At 42.3% G+C, this 23,977-nt stretch carries 26 protein-coding genes and 1 pseudogene; 7 read left to right on the forward strand and 20 right to left on the reverse strand.

Annotated elements, in window-relative coordinates; all coding sequences use genetic code 11:
• Nucleotides 1–2: 2 nt before the first annotated feature.
• From MHI33_RS20725 to MHI33_RS20760, 8 genes and pseudogenes are all read right to left on the reverse strand, one after another.
• The gene (locus MHI33_RS20725; RefSeq protein WP_106066370.1) at nt 3–371 is read right to left on the reverse strand and encodes a VOC family protein; all 369 of its coding nucleotides are present in this window, start codon (nt 369–371) and stop codon (nt 3–5) included.
• Nucleotides 372–704: 333 nt separating this feature from the next.
• Nucleotides 705–1,565 (reverse strand): polysaccharide deacetylase family protein, encoded by an 861-nt coding sequence (locus tag MHI33_RS20730; protein ID WP_340913513.1) that lies wholly within the window; start codon nt 1,563–1,565, stop codon nt 705–707.
• Nucleotides 1,566–1,630: 65 nt separating this feature from the next.
• Nucleotides 1,631–1,960, reverse strand: a complete 330-nt coding sequence (locus MHI33_RS20735; protein ID WP_024423898.1) for a PTS lactose/cellobiose transporter subunit IIA — start codon at nt 1,958–1,960, stop codon at nt 1,631–1,633.
• Nucleotides 1,961–1,979: 19 nt separating this feature from the next.
• Entirely contained in the window at nt 1,980–2,303 is a 324-nt protein-coding gene (locus MHI33_RS20740; RefSeq protein ID WP_044140307.1) for a PTS sugar transporter subunit IIB, read from the reverse strand.
• 12 nt (nt 2,304–2,315) lie between these two features.
• Nucleotides 2,316–3,749, reverse strand: a complete 1,434-nt coding sequence (locus MHI33_RS20745; RefSeq protein ID WP_340913517.1) for a glycoside hydrolase family 1 protein — start codon at nt 3,747–3,749, stop codon at nt 2,316–2,318.
• Nucleotides 3,746–3,949, reverse strand: a pseudogene (locus MHI33_RS20750) (mannonate dehydratase); the annotation flags it as partial. The gene MHI33_RS20745 and the pseudogene MHI33_RS20750, both read right to left, overlap by 4 nt.
• A 91-nt stretch (nt 3,950–4,040) precedes the next feature.
• Nucleotides 4,041–5,351: a PTS sugar transporter subunit IIC gene (locus tag MHI33_RS20755; RefSeq protein WP_044140310.1), complete on the reverse strand. Its 1,311-nt coding sequence runs from the start codon at nt 5,349–5,351 to the stop codon at nt 4,041–4,043.
• A gap of 88 nt (nt 5,352–5,439) precedes the next feature.
• Nucleotides 5,440–7,398, reverse strand: a complete 1,959-nt coding sequence (locus MHI33_RS20760) for a BglG family transcription antiterminator (protein ID WP_126740990.1) — start codon at nt 7,396–7,398, stop codon at nt 5,440–5,442.
• Nucleotides 7,399–7,534: 136 nt separating this feature from the next.
• On the opposite strand from MHI33_RS20760, the gene MHI33_RS20765 reads away from it, so the two are divergent.
• Entirely contained in the window at nt 7,535–7,747 is a 213-nt protein-coding gene (locus tag MHI33_RS20765) for a hypothetical protein (RefSeq protein ID WP_223250412.1), read from the forward strand.
• A gap of 45 nt (nt 7,748–7,792) precedes the next feature.
• Here the strand turns inward: MHI33_RS20765 and MHI33_RS20770 are convergent, their stop codons facing one another.
• The 6 genes from MHI33_RS20770 to MHI33_RS20795 form a co-directional block, all read right to left on the reverse strand.
• Nucleotides 7,793–8,218: a DUF5082 family protein gene (locus MHI33_RS20770; RefSeq protein ID WP_065099247.1), complete on the reverse strand. Its 426-nt coding sequence runs from the start codon at nt 8,216–8,218 to the stop codon at nt 7,793–7,795.
• A 272-nt stretch (nt 8,219–8,490) separates the two neighbouring features.
• Nucleotides 8,491–8,754: a YwqI/YxiC family protein gene (locus tag MHI33_RS20775; protein ID WP_106066953.1), complete on the reverse strand. Its 264-nt coding sequence runs from the start codon at nt 8,752–8,754 to the stop codon at nt 8,491–8,493.
• Between the two features lie 27 nt (nt 8,755–8,781).
• Entirely contained in the window at nt 8,782–9,207 is a 426-nt protein-coding gene (locus MHI33_RS20780) for a YwqH-like family protein (RefSeq protein WP_003215112.1), read from the reverse strand.
• 297 nt (nt 9,208–9,504) lie between these two features.
• Nucleotides 9,505–10,911, reverse strand: a complete 1,407-nt coding sequence (gene nhaC, locus MHI33_RS20785; RefSeq protein ID WP_106032046.1) for a Na+/H+ antiporter NhaC — start codon at nt 10,909–10,911, stop codon at nt 9,505–9,507.
• Nucleotides 10,912–11,054: 143 nt separating this feature from the next.
• Nucleotides 11,055–12,476, reverse strand: a complete 1,422-nt coding sequence (gene aspA / locus MHI33_RS20790; RefSeq protein ID WP_065099243.1) for an aspartate ammonia-lyase — start codon at nt 12,474–12,476, stop codon at nt 11,055–11,057.
• Nucleotides 12,477–12,504: 28 nt separating this feature from the next.
• Nucleotides 12,505–13,494, reverse strand: a complete 990-nt coding sequence (locus tag MHI33_RS20795) for an asparaginase (RefSeq protein WP_003215391.1) — start codon at nt 13,492–13,494, stop codon at nt 12,505–12,507.
• 207 nt (nt 13,495–13,701) lie between these two features.
• Here MHI33_RS20795 and MHI33_RS20800 point away from each other — a divergent pair, with 207 nt between their 5' ends.
• On the forward strand, nt 13,702–14,049 hold the full coding sequence (locus tag MHI33_RS20800; protein ID WP_044140316.1) for a helix-turn-helix domain-containing protein: 348 nt from the start codon (nt 13,702–13,704) through the stop codon (nt 14,047–14,049).
• Nucleotides 14,050–14,106: 57 nt separating this feature from the next.
• Here MHI33_RS20800 and MHI33_RS20805 read toward each other — a convergent pair whose 3' ends face one another.
• The 5 genes from MHI33_RS20805 to MHI33_RS20825 all read right to left on the reverse strand — a co-directional run bounded on the left by MHI33_RS20805 (nt 14,107) and on the right by MHI33_RS20825 (nt 17,517).
• The gene (locus MHI33_RS20805; RefSeq protein ID WP_044140317.1) at nt 14,107–14,574 is read right to left on the reverse strand and encodes an XRE family transcriptional regulator; all 468 of its coding nucleotides are present in this window, start codon (nt 14,572–14,574) and stop codon (nt 14,107–14,109) included.
• 98 nt (nt 14,575–14,672) lie between these two features.
• Entirely contained in the window at nt 14,673–15,200 is a 528-nt protein-coding gene (locus tag MHI33_RS20810; RefSeq protein ID WP_065099242.1) for a YfjD family protein, read from the reverse strand.
• A 21-nt stretch (nt 15,201–15,221) separates the two neighbouring features.
• On the reverse strand, nt 15,222–15,980 hold the full coding sequence (locus MHI33_RS20815) for a hypothetical protein (protein ID WP_106066949.1): 759 nt from the start codon (nt 15,978–15,980) through the stop codon (nt 15,222–15,224).
• Between the two features lie 12 nt (nt 15,981–15,992).
• Nucleotides 15,993–17,189, reverse strand: coding sequence for a DUF6861 domain-containing protein (locus tag MHI33_RS20820; RefSeq protein ID WP_106066948.1), 1,197 nt, complete (start codon nt 17,187–17,189; stop codon nt 15,993–15,995).
• Nucleotides 17,190–17,193: 4 nt separating this feature from the next.
• Nucleotides 17,194–17,517 (reverse strand): WXG100 family type VII secretion target, encoded by a 324-nt coding sequence (locus tag MHI33_RS20825; protein WP_044140321.1) that lies wholly within the window; start codon nt 17,515–17,517, stop codon nt 17,194–17,196.
• Nucleotides 17,518–17,743: 226 nt separating this feature from the next.
• Between MHI33_RS20825 and pepT the strand changes: the two genes are divergently transcribed.
• Nucleotides 17,744–18,976: a peptidase T gene (pepT, locus tag MHI33_RS20830; protein WP_185108109.1), complete on the forward strand. Its 1,233-nt coding sequence runs from the start codon at nt 17,744–17,746 to the stop codon at nt 18,974–18,976.
• A gap of 288 nt (nt 18,977–19,264) precedes the next feature.
• Nucleotides 19,265–19,444 (forward strand): hypothetical protein, encoded by a 180-nt coding sequence (locus MHI33_RS20835; protein ID WP_003215411.1) that lies wholly within the window; start codon nt 19,265–19,267, stop codon nt 19,442–19,444.
• Nucleotides 19,445–19,725: 281 nt separating this feature from the next.
• On the opposite strand, the gene MHI33_RS20840 is transcribed toward MHI33_RS20835, so the two are convergent.
• Nucleotides 19,726–20,403: a DUF3298 and DUF4163 domain-containing protein gene (locus tag MHI33_RS20840; RefSeq protein WP_340913532.1), complete on the reverse strand. Its 678-nt coding sequence runs from the start codon at nt 20,401–20,403 to the stop codon at nt 19,726–19,728.
• Between the two features lie 161 nt (nt 20,404–20,564).
• Here MHI33_RS20840 and MHI33_RS20845 point away from each other — a divergent pair, with 161 nt between their 5' ends.
• The 3 genes from MHI33_RS20845 to MHI33_RS20855 all read left to right on the forward strand — a co-directional run bounded on the left by MHI33_RS20845 (nt 20,565) and on the right by MHI33_RS20855 (nt 23,943).
• Nucleotides 20,565–21,422 (forward strand): MurR/RpiR family transcriptional regulator, encoded by an 858-nt coding sequence (locus MHI33_RS20845; RefSeq protein WP_185108113.1) that lies wholly within the window; start codon nt 20,565–20,567, stop codon nt 21,420–21,422.
• A gap of 198 nt (nt 21,423–21,620) precedes the next feature.
• Entirely contained in the window at nt 21,621–22,514 is an 894-nt protein-coding gene (garR, locus tag MHI33_RS20850; RefSeq protein WP_340913535.1) for a 2-hydroxy-3-oxopropionate reductase, read from the forward strand.
• A gap of 7 nt (nt 22,515–22,521) precedes the next feature.
• The gene (locus tag MHI33_RS20855) at nt 22,522–23,943 is read left to right on the forward strand and encodes a four-carbon acid sugar kinase family protein (protein WP_340913538.1); all 1,422 of its coding nucleotides are present in this window, start codon (nt 22,522–22,524) and stop codon (nt 23,941–23,943) included.
• The last annotated feature ends 34 nt before the right edge of the window (nt 23,944–23,977 follow it).

Here is a 23,977-nt window from a genome sequence, read left to right on the forward strand (position 1 = left end):
TTTTAGTCTGTTCTCTCTAAAAATTCAATTCGATTCCCAAAGGGATCTTCTACATAGAACCGGCTGGCTCCTTCCAATGGCTCATCTTCTCTGATGCTAATGTGGTGCTTCAATAATGCCTTTTTTAATTCCGATAGACTCTTTACAAGAAAAGCTGGATGGGCTTTCTTTGCAGCTTGGAAATGATCCTGAATTCCAATGTGAAGCTGATGGTGACCGCATTGAAACCAGACACCTCCACGTTTAGCTAGATTACTAGGCTTGGGTATTTCCTCCATTCCTAAAATTCCGCCAAAAAACAAACGTGCTTTCTCTTCACTACCTTTTGGAGCAGCTAATTGAACATGATCGATTCCAACAAAATTTGACATAATCCTCTCTTCCTTTCTTTTCTCAATTGGTTTTTCTATGAAGTGTTTCTTAAGTTTTTGTGATACTGAGCAAATTTGCTTGGGTATTTTTGTTCTTTGCTTCATTGGTGGGCTTGATACTTGGAGTCTTCCAGTGAGGTGTTTCATACGATGTAGAGTTTGATTGATTTCATCTAAATGACAGTGCAAAATTTTTTTCAAAAACAGAACTCCCATTGTAATGAAAGTTCTGTCCATCTAAGTGTCTCTTGTAATGACATTTGAAACCAAGACATATCATGTGTAGTGATTCATTTTGGTGAAACTTGTCGTAAAATGTTTCATGTGAAACATTTATCGTCCATTCCCTTCTACCAGCCTGCCAAAGCTTTCGGGTGAAAGTCCCGGTGAAATGCGAACACGGTGCAAGGACATCATGCCCTGTTCCTTCTTCGCATGTCCTGGTTCAGTGGTGACAGCCATTTGATAACCGGCTTCCTTCGCTAGCTTTAGCGTGTCTTCGTTATAGCGCCCGACAGGATAGCTGACCATTCTCGTACGCTGAGAAAAACGTTGATCAAAGAATGCCTTTGACCCTTTTAATTCCTCTTTCTGCTGCTCTCTTGATAAACGATTAAGCTCTAAATGATGAATGGTATGACTCTCAATCGATAGCCCATTTGCCATCATTTCATCCATTTGTTCATCCGTTAAGTGGTTCGGGCGCCCAATGGATTGCTCAATCATGAAAATCGTTGCTTTCATTCCATACTGCTTTAAAATCGGAAATGCCTTTGTATAGTTATCGGTATATCCATCATCGAATGTAATGAGGACACACTTTTCACTTGGCTTCGTATTTGTTGTGAAGACGCGGTACGCTTCTTCTGGCGACAGCGTGACATAGTCGTTGTCCTTCAGCCATTTCATATGAGCCGCAAACTCGCTCTTTGGTACACGAAGCGAGTTACCGCTGGAGATGCTGTGATACATCAAAATCGGAAGCTCTACCGGCTCCTTTTGCTCAATCCAGCTTTGTGTATCAATCACTTCCGCTTCTGTCTGCTGAATCTCTTCTGTTTCTTTTAATCGTAATGGACCCTTTTCCTCTTTGACCACTTGCTGGTTTCCTTCCGTTTGCTCCTTCGTTCCCATACAGCCCGAAATGAGCAGCGCCAAAAGACCAACCGTCATCCACATACATGTTTTTTTCATTCACCAATCCTGCTTTCTCTCTATCTATCGAATGATTATAACAGAAATTGGTTACTAGCTGATATCTATTTTGACAGGGTGTTCATTTTTTTACACATTTCAATCATTTCAATGGCAAGCAGATGAATGGTCTCTGTTGTGAGCATTTGATCTTCTGCGTGTATCAGCAGTAAAGAAAAGGGAAGCTGCTCTCCTGCCGCCTCTTTTTGGATCAGCGACAAGTGCAGGTTGTGGATGCTTCGAAACGCTTCTTCCCCTTTTTCAATCAACTGCTGTGCTTTTTCAAAATCATCAGCTCTTGCTAGACGAATGGCTTCAACATAATGACTTCTTGCCTCGCCTGCATGAGCAATAATTTGAAAGGCTGCTCCCTGCATTTCCTCTAATACCGTCATCTGCTTCTCCTCCAATTACTTAAGATTCATTTGCTAGTTTCAGAGCATGCTCTAGTATTTTTTCTCCGTTCGCTGTTCCGTATAATCTCACATTGATGACATCAACAGGTATTTGGTAAGGTGCCGCTGTTTTTTCTGCTGCCTTTTTCATAAAGCTTACTTGCGGTCCAAGTAAAATCACCTGCACATCTTCTCCATGCTCTTCTAATTCATCCGCAATAGCCCCTTCAGGTATGGCGTATATATCATAATCCAGCCCCTTCGCTTCTGCGGCTGCCTTCATTTTGGACACTACAATGGATGTCGACATTCCTGCGGCACAAGCGAGAATGATTCGTTTCATATCCCAACACTCCTATCGATAGTTGACTTCTGTTTGGGCCTTCAGTTCCCTTGTTTTAATTAATGTCTGGTACCAATACGCTGATGCCTTCAACTGGCGATTCCGTTCATTTTCCAGCTGAATTTCGACTAATCCGTAGCGGTTTTTAAAGGCATTCATCGGCGATACATTATCCGTAAAAGCCCACAGCATATAGCCCGTACAATTTGAGCCTTCTGCTTTCGCTTGAAGTGCCCGTTTCAGATGCTGGCTGATAAAGGAAATGCGATACTGGTCATCAATGATACCGTCTTCTTTTTTAAACCGTTCTTCCTTTTCTACGCCCATGCCGTTTTCGGCCACAAACCACTCAACATTTCCGTATTCTTCTTTTATTCTCATGCCCATATCATAGACAATGTCCGGGTAGATTTCCCAGCCTCTGAATGGATTCATTTTTCTTCCTGGAAGCTCAAACATATCGTAATAATAAGACGGATGAAATGGCGTCATCTCATTCCACGCCTTACTCGGTGCTTTGACACGATGCGGATAGTATAAGTTGAGCCCAATGACATCAACCGTATGATTCTTGATGACCTGAAGCTCTTCCTCTGTCGCATCGAAATGAATCTCATGCTTTTTCAACACATCGAGCAATTCCTCTGGATACTCCCCTTTGATGGAGGGATCTAAGAACACTCGATTGAAAAACAAATCATACATCCGTGCCGCTTCTTGATCATGCGGAGCAGAGGATCTTGCATACGTCACTTCTGGATTGAGAATCACCCCGATCTTTGCACCTGTTGATTCCTTCAATCCCATCTCCCGAAACAGCTTCACCACTTTTGCTGTTGCCAGCGCTTTATGATAGTTCCACTGCATCCATTTCTTCGTATTTTGCTCAAAGGGATACCGGTTAGCATCAAGATAAACGCGTGTTTGGACAACAATCGGTTCATTAAAGCTAAACCAATGTTTGACCCTGTCTCCATATCGCTCAAACACCTTTTCCGCATAGAGAACAAACAGTTCGACGACATGCTTTGATGACCATCCGCCGTACTTTTCAAGCAGCACGGCTGGAAGCTCATAATGTTCTAAGCAAAACATCGGCTCTACACCTGCTGCGATTAATTCATTGATCAAATCATCAATGTAACGGGCATATGCCTCATCCACAATCCCCTTCTCGTAATCGATGAGAAACCTCGACCAATTGATCGATGTCCTATAATGAGTCAGACCGATTTCTTTCATAAGGGCTACATCTTCTGGATAGCGCTCGTAAAAGTTCGTCGCACCAGCCGGGCCATATCCTTGGTGCCAAACGTGATACCCATTCTTATACCATAAATCGATGTACGAGTCCTGATGCGCTTGCTTTCCCTTCCATCCCTCCGTTTGCCAAGCAGAGGCCGCAGCACCTAGGATAAAATCTCTTGGAATCTCGATTCTGTTCATGTCGCCACCTTCCCTTTCCTCGTTTGAACGTGAAGTCCTTCCCAAATTCCTTGCAAATACATAGCCCCAAGCGCCCGATCATATAAACCGTAGCCAGGCCTGCCTGTCTCGCCAAAGATCATACGCCCATGATCAGGCCGGACGTAGCCAGCAAAGCCCTCTTCATACAAAGCCTTCACAATTGTCCCCATATTGAGACTTTCTGCCTTTTTTTCGTATATTTACGGTCAAGTGAAATGGGATCATCCTCCCCGTACCACCTGAATTGCATGTTCATTCATGCCTCTCCTTTTATTCTGAATCTGGTGCCACTTCTGGTTTACGGTTAGACAAGAGAACAAATGGCAAATAGATGAAGACTGCGACCACAATACAGATGAGCTGTGTGATGACAGCCCCCATGCTGCCAGCGGTGGACAGCCATGCATTCACAATCGGTGGTGTCGTCCACGGCACCATCACGACGGCTTTTCCAGCAAACCCTGTAGCCGTCGCAATGTAACCAATCGTTCCTGTCACAAGTGGTGTGACGATAAATGGAATTGCCATCACAGGGTTTAACATGACAGGTAAGCCAAAAATAACGGGTTCATTGATGTTGAAGAGACCCGGACCAGATGAGAGCTTGGCAATACTTCGCATCTCTTCCCTTCTTCCAGCAATAAAAATCGCAATCAAAAGCCCAATGGTCACACCTGAACCACCGATGCTCATATACACATCCCAAAATGGCATCGTGATGATATTCGGAATCTCTTTTCCTTCTTGAAATGCTGTCATATTCACTGCAATCGATCCTAATAAGAGCGGCTCCCGGATCGGTTTGATCATCTGGTTGCCATGGATGCCGATCACCCAGAAGAATTGTGCCACAAACATCAACGTTAAAATCCCTGGTAGACCCTGTACAACACTTTCTAGCGGGCGTTGCACCACGTTATACACTGCTTCATGCAAATAAATGCCTGTCAAACGATGAAATGCAAAGCCGAATGAACTAATGATCGTAATCGTAATGATCGAAGGAAAAAGTGATGAAAAAGATGTTGCCACATTCGATGGAACAGAATCTGGCATCTTGATTTGCAGCCATTTCACCTCGGTCAGCTTACAAAAGATTTCCACAGATACGATCGCAATGATCATCCCTAAAAATAAACTTTTTGGATCGGAAAATTGCCTTGCCAGTACATCTACAACTTCACGCATCGATCCATCCACTTCAAGAAGAAGTGTCGTTGGAATAACAGATATAAATGAAATCAATGCCATCAACCCTGGGAACAGGGACTTGTGCCCGTTGATTTTCCCAAGCTCTATCCCGATGAGGAACACAGCCCCAATCGTTAAAAAGTTCAGCGTCGCATAATTGATTGCCTTCATAATTGGTTGAAGCGCCGCTAAAAATCTGAACATCTCAAAATGAGCAAGCCCTGTTTCCGGGCTCATGATCATATTTGCCACCAATACAGCAAAAGCCCCTGTAATGATGATTGGCATCAGTGTGACAAATGCCTGTTTAATCGCCATAATATACTTCTGATTCGTGATGCGATAAGCCACATTCCCCATGACGTCTGCCGCTTTCTCCTTGAAGCTCATGATCTGTCTCCCCTTTACAAAAACTCGTGATCATCCTCCTTTTTGATGTTATTTTAAAAGCGCTTTCATTAACATCTAATCTTTTTCCTCACAGATGCGGAAATGGGTGTCCTGTTTTTTCATTCTGATGCTCCAATACTTGAAGCGCCGCCGTCAGTTCCTCAAATGAAGCGGCCTTGATGAGTTGCTCCACCACTTCCTTGCGCTCTGTCAGCCGTACAAGAAATTGATAAAGTGACTGTAATTCTTTTTGATACGTCTTCTGGATACTCAACAAACAAACGACTTGTACCCGATTTTCACCCCACAGCACCGGTTTTTTCAACGTACAGATCGCACAAAACGTGTCATCTGTTGCCGGCTTCATCGGATGGGGAATCGCAACCAAATGACCGAACGATGTCGGTGACACTTGCTCTCTTTCAAGCAATAATTGTTCAAACTCTTCCGGGATGCGATCCTGTTCCTTGAGCACGTTTACGAAAAATTGCAGTACCTCTTCCCTTGATTGAAGGTCTTGCTGAAAAAATGTCAGCGCCGGACTCACATACCGCAAAACCCCTGTATCCTGCGCGCCCTGCACAAACCGTTTCAGCCGCACAATATCATCGTCACTTAGAATGGTATGTACATCAATCACTGGCACCGGCAACGTGTTCTGAAGCGGAATGGTACTAATAATAAAATCAATGCTTCTCAAATCATACGAAAGAATTTCCCCAACACTTGCAGTGCCAGCGATCTCCAGCCTTTCGCTAAAAGCCGCTGTCAGCTTATGAAGAAGGAGCTGACTGCTGGCGACACCCGTCGCACATACAATAAGACATCTCTTTCTCACATGCTGTGATTTTGTCCGCTCGATTGCAGCACCGATATGAAGCGCCAAATACCCAATCTCATCCTCATGAATCTCAATTCCCTCTTTTTCTCTCAGCCATCTACCCATATAGACGCCAGCTTCAAATGCAATGGGATAATGCCTTTTAATGTCCGTTAAATAAGGGTTACGAATGTTCATACCGTACCTAAAACGATGAATAGCGGAACGTAAATGAAGACTTAATCCAACGATTAACTCTTTATCAAATTGAATATCAAGTGACATGTGCTCCTCTACATAAGCAAGCAGTTGGTGGATGAAGCGAAAGTGATCTTCGTCTAGAAGATGAAATAGCATATGACCGGTATCTCCGTATGCCATCATCTTCGCTCCCATCAAGTGAATCGCAATATACGCCATTTCAGATAATGGAAAATCAATCGCTAGAACATGCCGAATATCCTCTGCCATTTGTTGAGCTACTTGGAAAACAGGCTGCACTTGAATCTCTTTTAATTCCGTTTCTGGCATCATGACCAGTTTTTTCTCTTCGATTCGTTTGCATGCAATGGCGATGTGGGTGACTAAGTTACTTAAACCGATTTCTGATAGATGAAGTCCGCTAGCTTTTGTACGTGAACGCACGATATCCTGAATCAATTGATACGTTTCTTCAGGTAACAGCGCAGGGTTCGCATGCGCTTGCTGAAACACATGCTCAGCCATACAATATCTTAATTTCATTTCATCCCCTGTCAGCCGCAGTCCATATTTAGGACGATGTGACACAGAAAGTCCATGTAATGAAAACAAATGTCTGACCGCTTTCAAATCATTTTTCACTGTCGATTCACTTACAAATAATTCCTCTGCCAGCGCGTCTAACTTGATATAGTCTTCTGACAGAAGCAGCCTTTTCAATAGATAGGCTACACGGTCCTCAGGCTGATTGGGTATGGTCTGCTCCTTTTTTTCGTTTCTTTCTCCCAATGACTTTTTCAAAAATGTACGAAAAGACCCATAATCCTCTACGGTCAATGTATACCCTGCCCCGCGTTTGATATGTAGTACGGCTCCATGTTCATCCAAAATATATTTAAGCGCTTTCATATCTGTTCGGATGGTTCTTGATGTGACGCCAATCATGCGGGCAATTTCTTCACTAGTCAGTTCCTGTTCCGCTTGCATCAGTCGTTTCAGCAGCTCCTCCTGACGTAGAGATAGCATAGGCTCTCCTCCCTTGGCATTTACTTTTGCCTATCATCATAAACGAAAATAGAACTCTTTGCCCAGTTTTTCTTTCAAATCGGGAACCACGATATGGCTCATTCGTATGAATAGGAAACAAGAGGAGGGATGCATCATGGGTTCTTTTATGTTTGTTGTTATGATCATATTGGCTTCTTTAGGAGCAATCATTGCCCATTTATTCACATCAAAGGATAAGCGTACGTCTGCTAAGCGTTCTTCACATCACAGTTCAACAACAAGTACATATACTGATTCTTATACTCATCACGCTTCTGATGCCTCCTGCGGGGGAGATTCCGGGGATAGTGGCGGTGGATGTGACTAAATAAAAAAACAGCCGCTCACTGATGAGACGGCTGTTTTTATTATTTTAAAGAGCCTTCCAGCCCCGTTCAATCAGATGTTTAACATCGAGTGCAAAATCCTCACCCTTTTCCATCACGTCCTGGGCTCTTCCGGCAAAGTTACTGGCAACAGCCAGCTCCATTTTTTTTAATTCAAAGTGCAAGATTTTTTGATCAATCTCTGTGATATATTTTTCATACTCATTGTTCACGATGTCATGCATTACATGATAGGCATCTTTTCGGTGGCGATGAAAGTCGGTTCCTCTCTCACCTTTCCATGACGAATCTAGAGCAGGTTTCTTGATTTCCTTTATGTCTGACTGCGCAAGATCTTGTTCTGTTCGAATATTGCTTTTGGCTGTCTTTAACCGAGAGATCATGTCATCAAATTCTGCACGTCTGTTTTCAATTCCCATATGCAGATGGTGTAGCATCTCGGATAAACTCATGTCATCCACCTCTATCGGACCTCATACGAAAGCACAGCATCAGAGCCTTGGAAACGATCAACTCACTTGATTTCTCCAAACCTGACATTTCTATCGTTTTGCTTTCATTAAGTATAGTATAAGGTGAAAAGCCTCAGTCTTAAATAGGGAAAAGGTGTCCTTTTAGTGACGTGTTTGGAAGAAAAACGGAATAATACAAGGTCGTACATCCTGAATTATATATGAGTCTTTAGATATATATTTCTGTGAAATCCATAAGAAAACGATTGCCATTATTTTGCGGCAATCGCTTCATCCTGTTCTTTTAAGGTATTCACATTCGAGCGTGTGTCTTGGACATTTGTAGTTAAGGCTTCTTTAAAACTTGAAACCATTTCGTTCACCTCTGCTTCGCGTGTCGTCCACTTGGTCACAAATTCAAGGCTGTTTTCACCTGCTTTATCTGCTGCTTTTTTCATCGTTAATGCTTCGACAGCTTGGGAGACTTCATCTAGTTGATCCATAACTGTTTGGTAGTTTAACTTAATTTGTCCCATCGTGATATCCTCCAGATTTGTTCAAGCTTATAAGCTGCTCCATGCTTTTGAGATCAAGCGTTTGGCATCCTCTACTGCGTCTTCTCCTTTTTCAGCCAGACGTGCGGCGTCTCCAGCTAAGGAACTGGCAAAGGATAACGCAGCTTGTTCGGCTTCTAACGTACTGATTTTGAATTCGATGCGGCTCACGTAGCGTGGGTACTTGTCGTTCACAATCGTTTGCAGCGCATCATGTGCTTCATTCCGCTCTGATTTGAAATCCTGGCTTCGCTCACCTTTCCAAGAGGTCCCAAGCTTTGGCTGCTTGATTTGCTTCAGGTCTGTCTCTGCCGCATCTTGTTCACGTTCGACCTTACTTTTCGCCTTTTTCAGTCGAGCGATTTTCTCTTCGATTTCTGCTTTTTTACTTGTAATGCCACCGTTTAGGGCAGACAGCATATTTGATAAGCTCATTATGGGCTCCTCCTCCTGACAAAAAATAAAAACGCTGCTTAGAGTTCCTCTAAACGAGCGTAAGGTGAATAGCACTTTTTCCAATATTGTTATTATAAGGTTCAAAGACTCATGTTTGAATAGGGATTTGTGCCCTTTTTATGGGATAAATATGCTTTCACTCTGCTTCACATTACCCCTTAAGACCTCTTTTATAAGGGGTCTTAATTCATGATTCTTGGCTATATGTCACATATAGTCATACAGACCTAGGACAAACAAAAGCCGCCCGGTTGAGGAGCGGCTTTTGTAAACGGCTTATGAAGCTGATTCTTCACTTTGCTGTTGATCTTTCACATACCAGATGAATTTCCCTGTGTATCCGTAAATAATAGCAAGAGCAATGGCAACAAAGCTCAACCACATAAATGGTAAATAAGAGAATGTCGATACGCCTAGAATTCCCGCCATGTAAATCCCGTTATCTGACCAAGGAACCATTCCTGACGTCAGCGTACCACCGACCTCTGAGTTTCTGGATAAAACTCGTCTGTCTAACTTTAATTTATCATAGCTCTTTTCCATAATTTTCGGTGTAAGAATTAATGATACATACATCGCACAGCCAAAGATATTAGCGAAGAATGCAACAACAAGTGTTGATAGAGTCACATTTCCTGCATTATGCAATTTCTTCTCGAATGTAGCGACGATGACTTTTAATACGCCCAAGTATTCAAGTACTCCACCGAAACCAAGTCCGAGAATAATCACCACTAGAGATCCTAACATATTGACAATACCGCCACGATTTAACAGCGTATTTAAGAAATCAACATCTGAATTAATAGAGAAACCATTATAAGCTGTACCAAGTGCATCGGCTGGATTCATTCCCTGGAATGCCATTGCCCAGACAGCACCAAGAAGTGCGCCAATAGCAATAACAGGCATTGAAGGTTTTTTCAAGACAAGTAATAGTACAACAATCAGCGCCGGAATAATCATCCAAATATTAATGGTGAATGTGTCCTGCAGTGCTTGTTTCAAAAACTCTACTTTGCCTTGATCAATATTTTTTCCGCCATACATAAATCCGGTGATTGTAAACATAATGGCTGTAATAACAAAGGCAGGAATGGATAAGACCATCATCGCTCTAACATGTGCGAGCACGTCCACTTTTGAAAGTGAGGAAGCGAGCACCGTACTATCAGATAAAGGAGATAATTTATCACCAAAATAGGCTCCAGATAAAACGGCTCCAGCCACGATAGGTAATGGAATTCCCAATCCTTCACCAATTGCAATCATGGCAATACCTGCAGTTCCAACTGTACCCCATGATGTACCTGTAGCAACAGACATAATGGAACAGATGATCAGCGTAGCTAGTAAGAAAATATTAGGATGAATAAATTCCAGTCCGTAATAAATTAATGTTGGTACCACTCCGCCGGCAATCCATGTTCCAACAAGTGCACCTACTGCAATTAAAATCAAAACAGCCTCTAAACCATTCGATATCCCTTTTGTAATGGCGTTTTGAAGGTCTTTGTATGAATGTCCTAATCGAATACCTAATGCGATAACCATAAACCATGAGATAAACAATGCCAGTTGAATATCCAATTTGAAATAAAGAGTAAAAGATAAAACAATTGCTAAAAACAAGCCAAGTACAAACACGACTTCTAAAATAGACGGCAGACGTGGTGATTTCATTGTGTTTCCTCCCTTTGTGCGTGCGTTAAGCGTTTTCAAAATATTGTGAAAAAAGTGTGTCAATTCGAAAGAAAGTGAATTGCCTGTTTTTCTCTATTTCACAGGCAATTCTACATATTAATAAAATAAAATTTTTGATATTATTATCGCTCTAGGAGCTCTGCACCCGCAATGCCAGGCTTTGTCATCTCGAAAGGATTCAAAATAATATCAAGTTCTTCTTCTGTTAACACATCATTTTGCAAGCAAAGATCTCTGATCGATTGTCCTGTTAAAATGGCTTCCCTTGCGATTCTAGCCGCGGCTTCATAGCCTAAGTGAGGGTTCACAGCAGTGATCACGCCTGCACTTTTTTCGACATATTCTTTCAAACGTATTTCATTTGCTTCAATGTCCACTAAGCAATGATCTGTGAATGAACGGAATCCGTTATTCATTATACTAATAGATTGAAGCAAGTTAAAGACCAAAACAGGCTCCATCACATTTAACTCAAGCTGACCTGCTTCAGAGGCAAGACAGATGGTGTGGTCATTCCCAATGACCTGGAATGCGATTTGGTTAATGAGCTCTGCCATGACTGGATTGACTTTCCCAGGCATAATGGATGATCCTGGCTGACGAGCTGGCAATGCAATTTCAGCAAGACCTGCACGCGGACCAGAAGCCATTAGGCGAAGGTCATTGGCAATCTTAGACATGTTCATCATGCATACTTTTAATGCAGCAGACACTTCTGTGTAAGCATCTGTATTTTGCGTTGCATCCACAAGATGCTCTGCGCCTACAAGCGGAAGACCTGAAATATCGGCTAGCTTCTTCACGACGATCTCAATATAACGAGGATCTGCGTTTAGGCCTGTCCCAACAGCTGTTGCACCCATATTGACTTCATATAAATGCTGCTTTGATTGGTTGATCCGCTTAATATCACGGCTGAGCACGCGGCTGTAAGCCTCAAATTCCTGTCCTAAACGAATTGGAACCGCATCCTGTAGGTGCGTACGTCCCATTTTGATCACATGATCAAATTCTTTCGCTTTCTTTTTGAATACGTCCTGCATCGTTTGCATTGTCTCAAGCAGAATGTCTAACTGCTTCAATACAGCAATATGGATAGCTGTTGGAAACGAGTCATTCGTTGATTGTGACATGTTTACATGTGTGTTTGGGCTTAAATGGATGTATTCACCCTTTTGATGTCCCATGATTTCTAGCGCTCTGTTTCCAATCACTTCATTGGCATTCATATTCATCGACGTTCCTGCGCCGCCTTGAATTGGGTCTACAATAAAGTACTCATGCAGCTTGCCTTCAATGACTTCATCAGAGGCTTGTACGATGGCATTTCCAATTCCTTCATATAAACGTCCAACTTCCATATTGGCTTGAGCTGCTGCTTTTTTCACGATGGCAAAGGCTCTAATCAGTTCCTCGTGCATGCGATATCCAGTAATCGGGAAGTTTTCTTTTGCACGAAGGGTTTGCACCCCATAATACACGTCTGCCGGAATTTCTTTTTCTCCAAGAAAATCCTTCTCATAGCGATAAGTTGCTTGAACCATCTGATATGACCTGCTTTCTATAGAATAGTTAAATCACTAAATCTTCTGCGATTGGCGTTTCCATAATCTTTTTCACTTCTCTTGGGTCTGTTGTTTTACCTAGTGCCCACATGAGTTTCGGCACGATGGCCTCTGTGTTCATGTTTCGTGAACGTGCCACTAGTTCTTGATTGATTTTGCGTCCTACTTCATACACGCTCATGTCTTCTCCTTCTTCAAGACACTGAGTTGTGATGACAACTGAAATGCCTTCTTCGAGCAATTCGTTGATTTTCTCTAATAGGTTTCTTCCTTCAAAAGGAATTCCGCCGCTGCCGTAGCTTTCGATGACGACTCCTTTGTATACACCTTTGATTGCATCTAAGAATTCAGGCTTTAGACCTGGGTGCAATTTCAAGAGACAAACGTCAGTGTTTAAGGATGCATCTAATTTAAGCGGTTTCATTGACGATCTTTTTACTTTGCTATTGTATTCAATTTGATGGTTTTCAATCGATGCAATATATGGATAGTTAATACTTTCAAATGCATCGTAGCTTTTCGTTCTTAGTTTGATTGCACGTGTTCCTTGAATGACTCTGCCATCAAAGACAACATACACGCCGCCTACGCCGTCACATGCAAAGCGAATGGCATCGGTGATGTTTTTCTTCGCATCTGTTTTCTTAAACGTAATCGGAATTTGTGAACCTGTAATCACGATCGGCTTATCCGGATTTTGCAGCATATAAGACAGAGCTGCTGATGTATAGGCCATTGTATCGGTTCCATGCGTGACGACAAAGCCGTCATATTGATCATAATTTTCATAAATGGCTGTTGCGATATCCACCCAGTATTCAGGCTGCATATTTGTACTATCTATACTCATTAGGGACTTTGTGTCCATTGTGTACTCTGCATTAATTTCGTTTAAATAGCTTAAAAGGTCCTCAGCTTTAACACCTGGAGCCAAACCATTTTCACTCTCTACAGATGCAATCGTCCCACCAGTGGTTAAAAGCAATAATTTCTTCAACAGGTCCACCTCTTTCAGTAAAATTACTTCGTTTGTCACACATATTATAAGCCAGCTTGTGCTATTCTATAATATACGCTTTACGCGTACCTTCATTGCCATTATAGTCACATAACGCGAATTAATCAAGAAATTATTACGCATAACGCGTACATTCCATCACAAAATATGATATACTGTTGTTGTATATAAAGGAGCGTTCATGTAATGATACTCGATCGTTTAACCACTCTTAGAAAAAAGAAAAAATGGTCTCTCCAGCATACGGCAGATCGCCTAGGTATCGCCAAAAGCACCTATGCCGGTTACGAATCTGGGTACCGACGACCTTCGCTTGAAGCAGTGAAGCGCCTGGCTGATTTGTATGATACGTCCATTGATTTTTTACTTGGTAGAACGGACGAGCCAGAGATACAACGTAAAATCTCTGATATCAAAATTGAACTGACGGAAGCAAAAGTAGGAACCATTCTTGTAGACGGTGTTCCCCTAAATGATGAAGAAATCAAACAGCTTGTTGCCTTTATTCGGGCGAAAAACACCCTAAAAGTATAAAACAAAGAAAAGAGAGGCCCCTATCAATTGGGTGCCTCTCTTTTCTTTTTCAGCTGCTTATGAATAAGGAGAAGACAGCTGACTTAATTCCTCTAAGCGCCGCTTCGCTTCTTCTTTATTAAACGAACTATAATAGCGATAATTCTCATCATCTAAGATGCGGTAATGCTGACTGAGCACATTTTGCTGAAGACGAAATGTGCCTTTTTTGATAGACGTCCGCCACCAAACCTTTCCGCCGATCGTACGTTCCACCGATAGATGCAATTCATCATGTGCCACGACTTCCAGAATCTCAAGCGGATCATCCCCAAGTGTCCCTTTTAAAATGTCACTATCCCTGAATAATGCACATACGGCCGCAGTTTGCGTCCAGTTGAGGCGCAGCCTATTTTTTTCAACCTGCTGCAAATGCCGTTTCGATAGACCAAGTACCTCAGTCATGCGGTCCTGCGTATAATTCTTTTCTTTTCGAATTCGTGCCATTTGTTCTGTGACGAGGTCGATTACCATCTCTTTATCCATCTCTCATCACCTCTCCGAGTGTTCAGTCTTTACTGACATCATACACGATTTTTTCGAAAAAGTGGCGCCTCATCCTTCGGAATTATGGACAATGTCTCCTAGTCGATCTGCTCTTCGACCTGACCATGCTGCTGTCTCCAGTTCTCTTGGGCTGCTTGATTTAAATATGGATAGATCTCTTGTTTGACGGTTTGCTCGAATACTTCTTCATCTAAAATACTGTACGCTGGAATCTTGAACAATTTCCCATCCATTTTCCGAATAAGCACATCCATGAAGAGAAATCCCCTTACACCGTACCGATGCCTGCGCATATCAATGGATTGAATGTCTTGAAAAGGGATCGTCCGCTCTCGATACAGCACAGCACCATTCTCCCCGCGCTGAATGCAAAAAATCACATTTCCCCTCTTCGTAAAAGCCGGCAGAATCATCAAAAAAGAGATCAAGCCATAGACAATGCCTAATAGTCCGCCTAAAAATAAAAACAATGTATAATTCGATTCAAATGTAAGAGCTTCTGAAAACAACCAAATACCGATGATACCGAAGCCGCCCGTTGCTAAGAATGCCCATACCCTTAAAAAGGTCCTGCTTCTCACTTCTATTACTTCACTTGGATTCAAGCGTCATTCTCCTTTTCTCCATTAGAATATAGAACGTAATCCGTCTCTATGAGCCGTCTCCACGCGAAATTCATTTTCTTTTATTCCCGACACAAGCCACGACTGTTTCTCACCCGGAATAATAAATAACATGGATTCCACATCAGGCGTATTATTTTTATCGTAGACGACCTTCATCAGGGAGTCCATCTTTCCTTTTCTCGTCTGTACATCAGAAACAAATGCCTGCACGAGTTCTTCGTTCTCTGCTCGATGAAGGAAGGAAGGCCACTCATTCTTCGCCTCACTTGCTTGCTCTAATAGCTTTTCAAATTCCTCTGCTTGCAGGGTGACGACAGGTGCAGGGTGATCACTCATCTGTATATTGAAAAAGGCAGTCACTTGCTCCTCTGCCTGCTGGTCATCTTTCAGTTTTTGAATCTGATGGACTTGTTGATCATACAGCGTATGGTGCGCATATACGCCCATCTGTGTCGTGTGAAAGGAGGTACTGACTTCTTCATCTTCATCCCCAAATCGAGATGCCTTGACGGTGTGAGATGCATCATTCATCGCCTGGATGAAATGACGGTATTCCGCTTTATATCGATATTGTCTGTTTCGAAATTCAAGTACTCCTTTTGCGAGCAAAGAGCGGCATGCAATTTCAAATAAAAACCCTAGACGCTCGTCCTCTACATCAGGATAATAGGCTTCCTTTAAGGACATACCTTGTTCAAAATAGCCTTCACTGTAAAAACTAAAGATGAGTTCCTCAATACTTAGACTTAGCTGATCCAACTTGATCTCTCCTTATCCAAAAGAAAATGCACCCTTAAAGAAATCGCCTGCACCTTTTATGAGCGAATCTGCGGTTTCTTTTGTTTTTTCTATCCCTTTATGTATCACCTGATTTGCCTGATCAATGGTGTCATTAACTGCTTTCACACCTTGACCCGCCAGCTCGAATGCTTGTTTCCCTTTATCCACAACCGCATGAATTGGGTCCTTTAATTTCACTGCAACCTGCTCAGCAAAGCCTGATGTCAGCTTGGCGACTTTTTCTCCTATAAATCCACCGACTGCGGAACCAATGGCTCCTCCAACGACGGTTCCAATCGGTCCTGCAAAGCTTCCAAGAGCTCCTCCGACAACGGCACCTGCGACAGACCCGCCAGCGATAAAGACCGTATTGTTCACTGCATTTCCAACAGCCTTAGCATTTTCACGCTTAAGGACTTCTGGCTGATCACCGAATTCTGCATAGTTCTCGGCAATTTTCAATCCACAGCCGACTGTTTCCGTTGCACCAGTGACTACCGTTGCAATGATGGCATTTCCTTTAGCAAATCTTGCCCCATTTTTCAGAACAGACTTGATTCCAGCCGTGTCCTTCCAATTGATACTTCCTTTTGTAAAATCACGGACACTGTTCGTGAATGCAACCGTATCATCAGGATAAAATTTTGTGAATTTCTTATGGACCAGATCAGCCATCGACCAGTTCGATCGTTTTAATAATTCTTTTTTACTCAGCCAAATCCTTGCTAGCCGGTCAAATCTCGTTCCTTCTACCCGGCTGGTCAGATCAAGCAGAAGCTTTGAATGCTGTGCGGCATACCGGCCATTGTCTTTAATGAAGGTCGTCATCCCAAGCCCGTAGTATTTCGCCTGCATCATCACAATACCAGCTAAGCTCGTGAGCGTCCCATATTGATCATAAATGCTGTACATTTTCCGTAAAATATCGTCTGCTTCGACCATTTTATCTGTTGCATGACGAATCGCAATATCATCACTGCTCAATTTACTGATCAATGCTTGTCCTGCTCCCCATGCATCCCCAACGCCTGAAAAACAGCTTCTATACCGAGGATCACAGCCTAAAATGAGACCATCCAGTTCACTATGTAAATCGCGGTGCTTCGTTTCAATGACAGAAAGTTCGCCTACAACATCATTCGCAAGCCCTGTCAGCTGATCTGGATCAACCACTATGTCACGTGCCATCACATCATCTCCCTTCTCGGTTTCTTTCTCTCCGTTCTTCTCGTCTCTTTCGCTCAAGCTCTTCCATTCTGGCTATTTCAGCTTTCCGTTCCTCGATTTTGACCGCTGCATCGCGCAGTTCCTGACTTGTTTCAAGCAAGTCCTTTTCGAATTGATCATAGCGTGCCGTTGTTTCCTCAAAGCTTTGATCAAATTTATTCCTTGCTTCTCCCTGCCAGCCTGATCCTACTGCCTTGAGTCGATTCTCCAGCAGCTGCTTTGACTGCCGAATCTCAACAGCTGCTTCCTGAAACTTTTGAGCGAGTGCCAGCGTTTGACTAGAATCCAACTTTCGCACCCCTTTCTCCCAATTTAACGTACAAATGGATGATTTTATATGTCCTCATTATAAATAAAAAGACACCCGAAAAAATCACCCTAAAGAACCATTCAACACATCACCAAATGAAAGTAGGTCTTTTTCCTCTCTAATTACCAGAGAAAACCTTTCTTGTTATGAAGCGCATTCAAGACGTGATAAAATGAACGTATTCTACAAAAGGAGTGACGTATACATGAAAGAAGAAATGATTCAGCGATTCACAAGTTATGTGAAGGTAGATACGCAGTCGGATGCAGATAAGGAAAGCTGCCCATCGACTGAAGGACAGTTGAACTTAGCGAGACAGCTAGTTGAAGAAATGAAATCCATCGGGATTCAAGAAGTAACAATGGATGAAAACGGCTATGTCATGGGAACGATCCCATCTAACACAGACAAAGACGTCCCGACCATTGGCTTCCTGGCTCACATCGACACAGCTACTGACTTCACCGGCAAGAATGTGAAACCGAAGCTTCATGAAGACTATCAAGGCGGCGACATCACCTTAAATGAAGATCTACATATCGTTTTATCTCCATCACAGTTTCCAAATTTACAAAAATATCAAGGACATACGCTGATCACAACAGATGGCACAACCTTGCTTGGTGCAGATAACAAAGCAGGTATCGCAGAAATTATGACCGCTATGCATTACTTAATTGAAAATCCAGAAATCAAGCATGGAAAAATTCGCGTCGCCTTTACACCAGATGAAGAGATTGGCAGAGGGCCGCACAAATTTGATGTTGATGCCTTTGGCGCTTCCTATGCGTATACAATTGACGGAGGACCGCTCGGGGAGCTGCAATATGAAAGCTTCAACGCAGCAGGTGCGAAAGTATCCATTAAAGGAAACAACGTCCACCCTGGGACAGCAAAGGACAAAATGGTCAGCGCTGCGAAGATTGGGATGCTCTTCCACAACAAGCTTCCTTCTGATGAATCTCCGGAATACACAGAAGGCTACGAAGGATTTTTCCATCTCACGAAGTTTGTAGGAGAAGTCGAAGAAGCAGAGCTGCAATATATTATTCGTGATTTTGATAAAGACAAATTTAACGAACGCAAAGCACTATTTGAAAAAATAGCAAATGACTTAAAAGCCATTTACGGAGAAAACAGCATCAATCTCAAAATTCAAGATCAATATTATAATATGAGAGAAAAAATTGAGCCGGTGAAACATATTGTGGATATTGCCCATGAAGCAATGGAAAACCGCTCAGTGACACCTGTGATTGAACCGATCCGCGGCGGTACAGATGGCTCCCAGCTTTCATATAAAGGTCTTCCAACACCAAACATCTTTACTGGCGGGGAAAACTTCCACGGTAAATATGAATTTATTTCTGCCGAGAACATGGTGAAAGCAACAGAAGTCATCGTTGAAATCGCCCGTTTATTTGAAGAAAAAGCATAGATATGTTTACAACCGTTCCTGTTCGGGAACGGTTTTTTAATAAAAGTTTACAATTTTCTGAAACTTTTATGACACTTATTCGTACTAATAGAGACAACCCCAGAAAAATTCTTCTTGACGAGTGCAATAACTGGAAATATAATAGTTACAAACAACCAGTATTTTAGACCTAAATTAGCAGATCATCTAGACATTAAGAACTAAACCGATTCTGCTGCTTATTTTCAGTTATAAACATCACTCACCCTGTCTACACTTAAAGAATAGGATGAATTGGAGGAATGTCATATGATGATTTTATTGATTATCGCTTCACTTTGCTGCTACTTACTATTCTCTTTCAAAAAAGATAACCGCACACCAAAACGAAAAAGCGCAGAGCTTTCGGAGTTTGAAATCTTTCGTATGCGCCGCCACTACAACGGAAAACGCCGTCATCCACTAAACGATGCACCTAAACAAGTATAAATCTGAAAAAGAGCCTCATATGGGGCTCTTTTGTGTGAGTACATAACAAAAAACGACCAGACTCAGTGGTCGTTTCAGATTGTTGACAAAGGGCTAAAATGACTTTTATTTTAGCCCTTTGTCTTCTTTTCAGCGTGATAGAAAACCTTTGCAGTCTAGAAAGGACGAGTACTGGCGCGGAGCGAATTTGACATTCGTGAGCACCAGCACGCAGGACTGACACCGAATGCGAGGGTTTGTCTACATGCTGAAACGACCAGACTCAGTGGTCGTTTTTCTTTTTATTTATATACCTTCGCAGGAACTTGAATCATCGGAATTCCTACATAGTAAGGTGAAATCTCATATGGCTGAAAAACAACAGCAATTCCCTTTTTCGTGAAGTAATACTGCGTGTTGTAGTTGATTTCAATGTCTCTTTTTTTCAGGTTCGCATAGAATTTGCTTTTATGTTTCTTTGTGTAGTTATAAATATAATCTCTTACTTTCGTACGCTTTTTCTTTGTTTTCACAACGTCTGTCAAGAACAGCTGCTTTGTCTTTTTCTTCGTTAACACATAGTTCATGCTGGAAACCATCGTATCCCCATGCATTCCACCATCATTGATGTAATCATAGTTTAAGATACTGAGCTTCTTCCCATTGTTAAATTTCGTTTTAAACGATCTTTCGTACGTGATCTTCCCGTAGCCTTCCTTTTTCGCTTCGTCCTTTAAGAATAAGTAAGTAGAATAAGAGAAGGCGATGTCTTCTTTTAAATCACGATTGATGGTTTTCATATGCGTCTTGCTTAGGTTTTTCACCTGTGCATATTTGAACGTTTTTTTCTTTTTATAATTGTGTGTGCTTACTTTTGCTTTTTTTGCTTGTTTGGCATCCGCAGATCCAACTGGCGCAAACAACGAAACAATCAGTGAGAAAATGAGCAGGCTGATTGTTAGGCCTTTTTTCATTGTCATAGTAAAAACCCCCATTTTTGTCTATTACCAATTGAGTATACCATGACAAAAGAACCAAAAAAAGCATTATTTCCATATTATTCTTCCTTTTTCCACATCGGGTTTGTTTACCGTTTTCATAAGTTCCTGTATGCTTAATGTAGAATGCTAGATGAAGTGTGGTGTTTATCATAGAAGAGAATATTTTTAGTCACATTCGGACAACGTTTCATAGTTTGTCTCCGACCCAAAAAAAGATTGCCAATTACATTTTAGAAAATCCTCAGAAAGTTGTGCTTCATTCCATTAGTGCACTTGCTGCTGAATGCAATACTAGTGAAACGACGATCTTTCGGTTTTTACGAAAAATTGGCTATGAATCGTACCAAGTGTTTCGTGTCCATGTCGCACAGGATATTGCGACCAATACGCCTCAATCCATTTACGGTGAGATCGAGGCATCCGATAGTGTAGCTGACATTAAACATAAGGTCATAGAGTTAACAACAAACTCGATTCAGGATATGAAGCATATTTTAGAAGATCAAGCCGTGACACAATTTATCGAACAAATGAAACAGGCACATAAAACCGTCTTCTTTGGAGCAGGTGCGTCCAGTTTTATTGCAGGAGATGCTTATCATAAGTTCCTCCAGCTTGGTTTTGAAGTGAGTCTATGCAGTGATCCGCATATGATGAACATGATTGCTACTCACGCCACGGAACACGATTTTATCGTTGCGATCTCCCATTCAGGAGAGAGTAGAGAAATTCTTGATGCCGTGCAATTTGCTAAAGAAAAGGGAGCAAAGGTTGCCTCTATCACCAGCTATCCGAAATCAGAGCTCGCAAAGCGATCTGACTTTCATCTGCTCAGTTCTTCCAGGGAGACAACCTATCGATCTGACTCCATGATCTCCCGTATTAACCAGCTTGTGATCATTGATGTACTATACGTCGCCGCTGTTTTAGAACTAGGATCAAATGCCATTGAAAACGTGAAACGATCTCGATTAGCCGTAGCTAAAAATAAAACATGAACGCAAAAGGCCGGAGCTGATTCCGGTCTTTTTTTGTGACTTTTCTCATATTTTCCGTTGACACGTTCCTATCACGTCATGTACATTAAATGAACAATAGTTTATTTACTACTATTAAAACAAAGGGATAGTATATATACTAACAAAAGAAAAAGAAAGCGCTTTTTGTAAGGGTTTTCTATATAGGAGGCGTTCAATGTGACAAAGAAAATTGGATTCATTGGATTAGGTATTATGGGAAAGCCTATGGCACTCAATCTATTAAAAGCCGGTCATACTGTGAGTGTTTTCGATCTAAATGAGGAAGCGATTCGAGCGTTACAAGAAGCCGGAGCAAAAGGTGCTGTTTCAGCAGCTGATGCCGCTTCTGAAAGCGATATCATCATCACAATGCTTCCTAAAGGAGAGCATGTAGAGGCAGTTGTTTCAGGTGATCATGGCATTTTAACTACAGCTAAACCTGGCACTGTTGTCGTAGATATGAGCTCAATTTCCCCTGTTACTTCTAGAGCTTTAGCTGCTCTTACAAAACAGCATCAGGTGGAATTTATCGACGCACCTGTCAGCGGCGGAGAACCGAAGGCAATAGACGGAACACTTGCCATCATGGCTGGCGGCGAAGAAGTTATCTTTGAGCAAGTGAGGGATGTCCTGCTTGCGATGGGCACAGAGGTTGTATTAGTTGGGACAAATGGAAGCGGAACAACAGCGAAGCTCGCCAATCAAATCATCGTCAACTTAAATATTGCCGCTATGTCCGAGGCGCTCGTTCTTGCCGCTAAATCAGGCATTGCCATTGACAAAATGTATGAAGCCATTCGCGGCGGGCTGGCAGGAAGTGCTGTTCTCGATGCAAAGGTCCCTCTCATCTTAGAACGAAACTTTGAACCAGGCGGACGTATCGACATCAACTTAAAAGATTTAACCAATGTGATGGAAACTGCTCATGATATCGGCGTTCCTCTCCCGCTCTCTAGCCAACTGCTCGAAATCTTCCACGCTCTCAAAGCGGACGGAAAATCTGGGCTTGACCATGGCGGCATCGTTCAATATTACGAAAAAATGGCTCATGTCGAAGTGAAGAAAGGATGAGATGGTCATGAAGAAAAGCACTGACATACTGAATGCCCTTCCGAAAGCGGATTCAAAGATCATTCAATCAGCATACGAACAAGCACTGAACAGCTTTCATCATAAAGTCATTGTATTAGATGATGATCCAACAGGGATTCAAACCGTACATGGCGTCTCTGTTTTCACCGATTGGTCAGAAGAAAGCATTGAAGCCGGTTTTCTTGAAGACAGCCGAATGTTCTTTATTTTGACCAATTCTCGCAGTATGACAGAGAAGGAAACGGCTGCTGTGCATGAAACAATCGCTTCAACAATTGTGAAGGTAGCGGAACGGGTTGATCAGGATTTCATTATTGTCAGTCGAGGAGATTCCACTCTTCGTGGACACTTTCCGCTGGAAACTGAAGTACTCAGAACCACAATTGAACAGCAAAGCTCCCGCCAATTCAATGGAGAAATCCTTCTTCCTTTTTTCCAAGAAGGTGGACGCTTGACGATCAACAATATTCATTACGTCCAAGATGGACACGAATTAATTCCTGCTGGTGACACAGAATTTGCACGAGATCGCACATTCGGCTTTCAGTCATCTCATCTCGGAGAATGGATTGAAGAAAAGTCAAACGGATCGTTCACGAAAGAGAACACCACCTACATTTCGTTAGATGATCTACGGGCTTTACGGATTGATCAAATAAAAAAACAGCTCATGAGTGTGACCGATTTTAAAAAGGTGGTTGTAAACGCTATGGACTATGACGATGTCAAAGTTTTTGTCACCGCTCTCATTGAGGCCATTCAAGCAGGAAAGCAACTCATGTTCAGAAGTGCGGCGGCACTTACAAAAGTTCTTGGCGGTATAGGGGATCGTGCCTTATTAACAAGACATGACTTGATACAAGAACAAAGCCCGCACGGTGGTCTCATTATGATTGGTTCTCATGTGAAGAAGACAACAGATCAATTAAAAGCGCTTCAACAGAATAAAGAGGTAGCTTTTATTGAGTTTAATACACATCTCGTGCTGGCGCCTGAAGCATTTCAACAAGAAATTGACCGCGTGATTCAGCAAACTGAGGCATTATTAGCATCTGGTCAATCTGTGGCTGTTTATACAAGAAGAGAACGGCTTGACCTTGGGGATGATCGTCAGGAGGAAGAATTAAAGCTCTCTGTAAAAATTAGTGATGCTGTGACAAGCATTGTCCAGCGTCTCACAATTCGCCCTAAGTATCTCATTGCCAAAGGTGGCATTACCTCCAGCGATATTGGAACTAGAGGACTTCACGTGAAACGCGCAACTGTGGCAGGGCAGATCAGACCAGGCATTCCCGTTTGGCAAACAGGTGAAGATAGTAAATTCCCTTTCATGTCTTATGTGATTTTCCCGGGAAATGTTGGTTCAAGGGATACGTTAAAAGAAGCTGTAGACATACTTGAAGGATAAAGCATAGGGGGTGTTTTGCACTCCCTTATGCACC

Source organism: Bacillus sp. FSL K6-2971, assembly GCF_038006405.1.
Classification (GTDB): domain Bacteria; phylum Bacillota; class Bacilli; order Bacillales; family Bacillaceae; genus Bacillus; species Bacillus pumilus.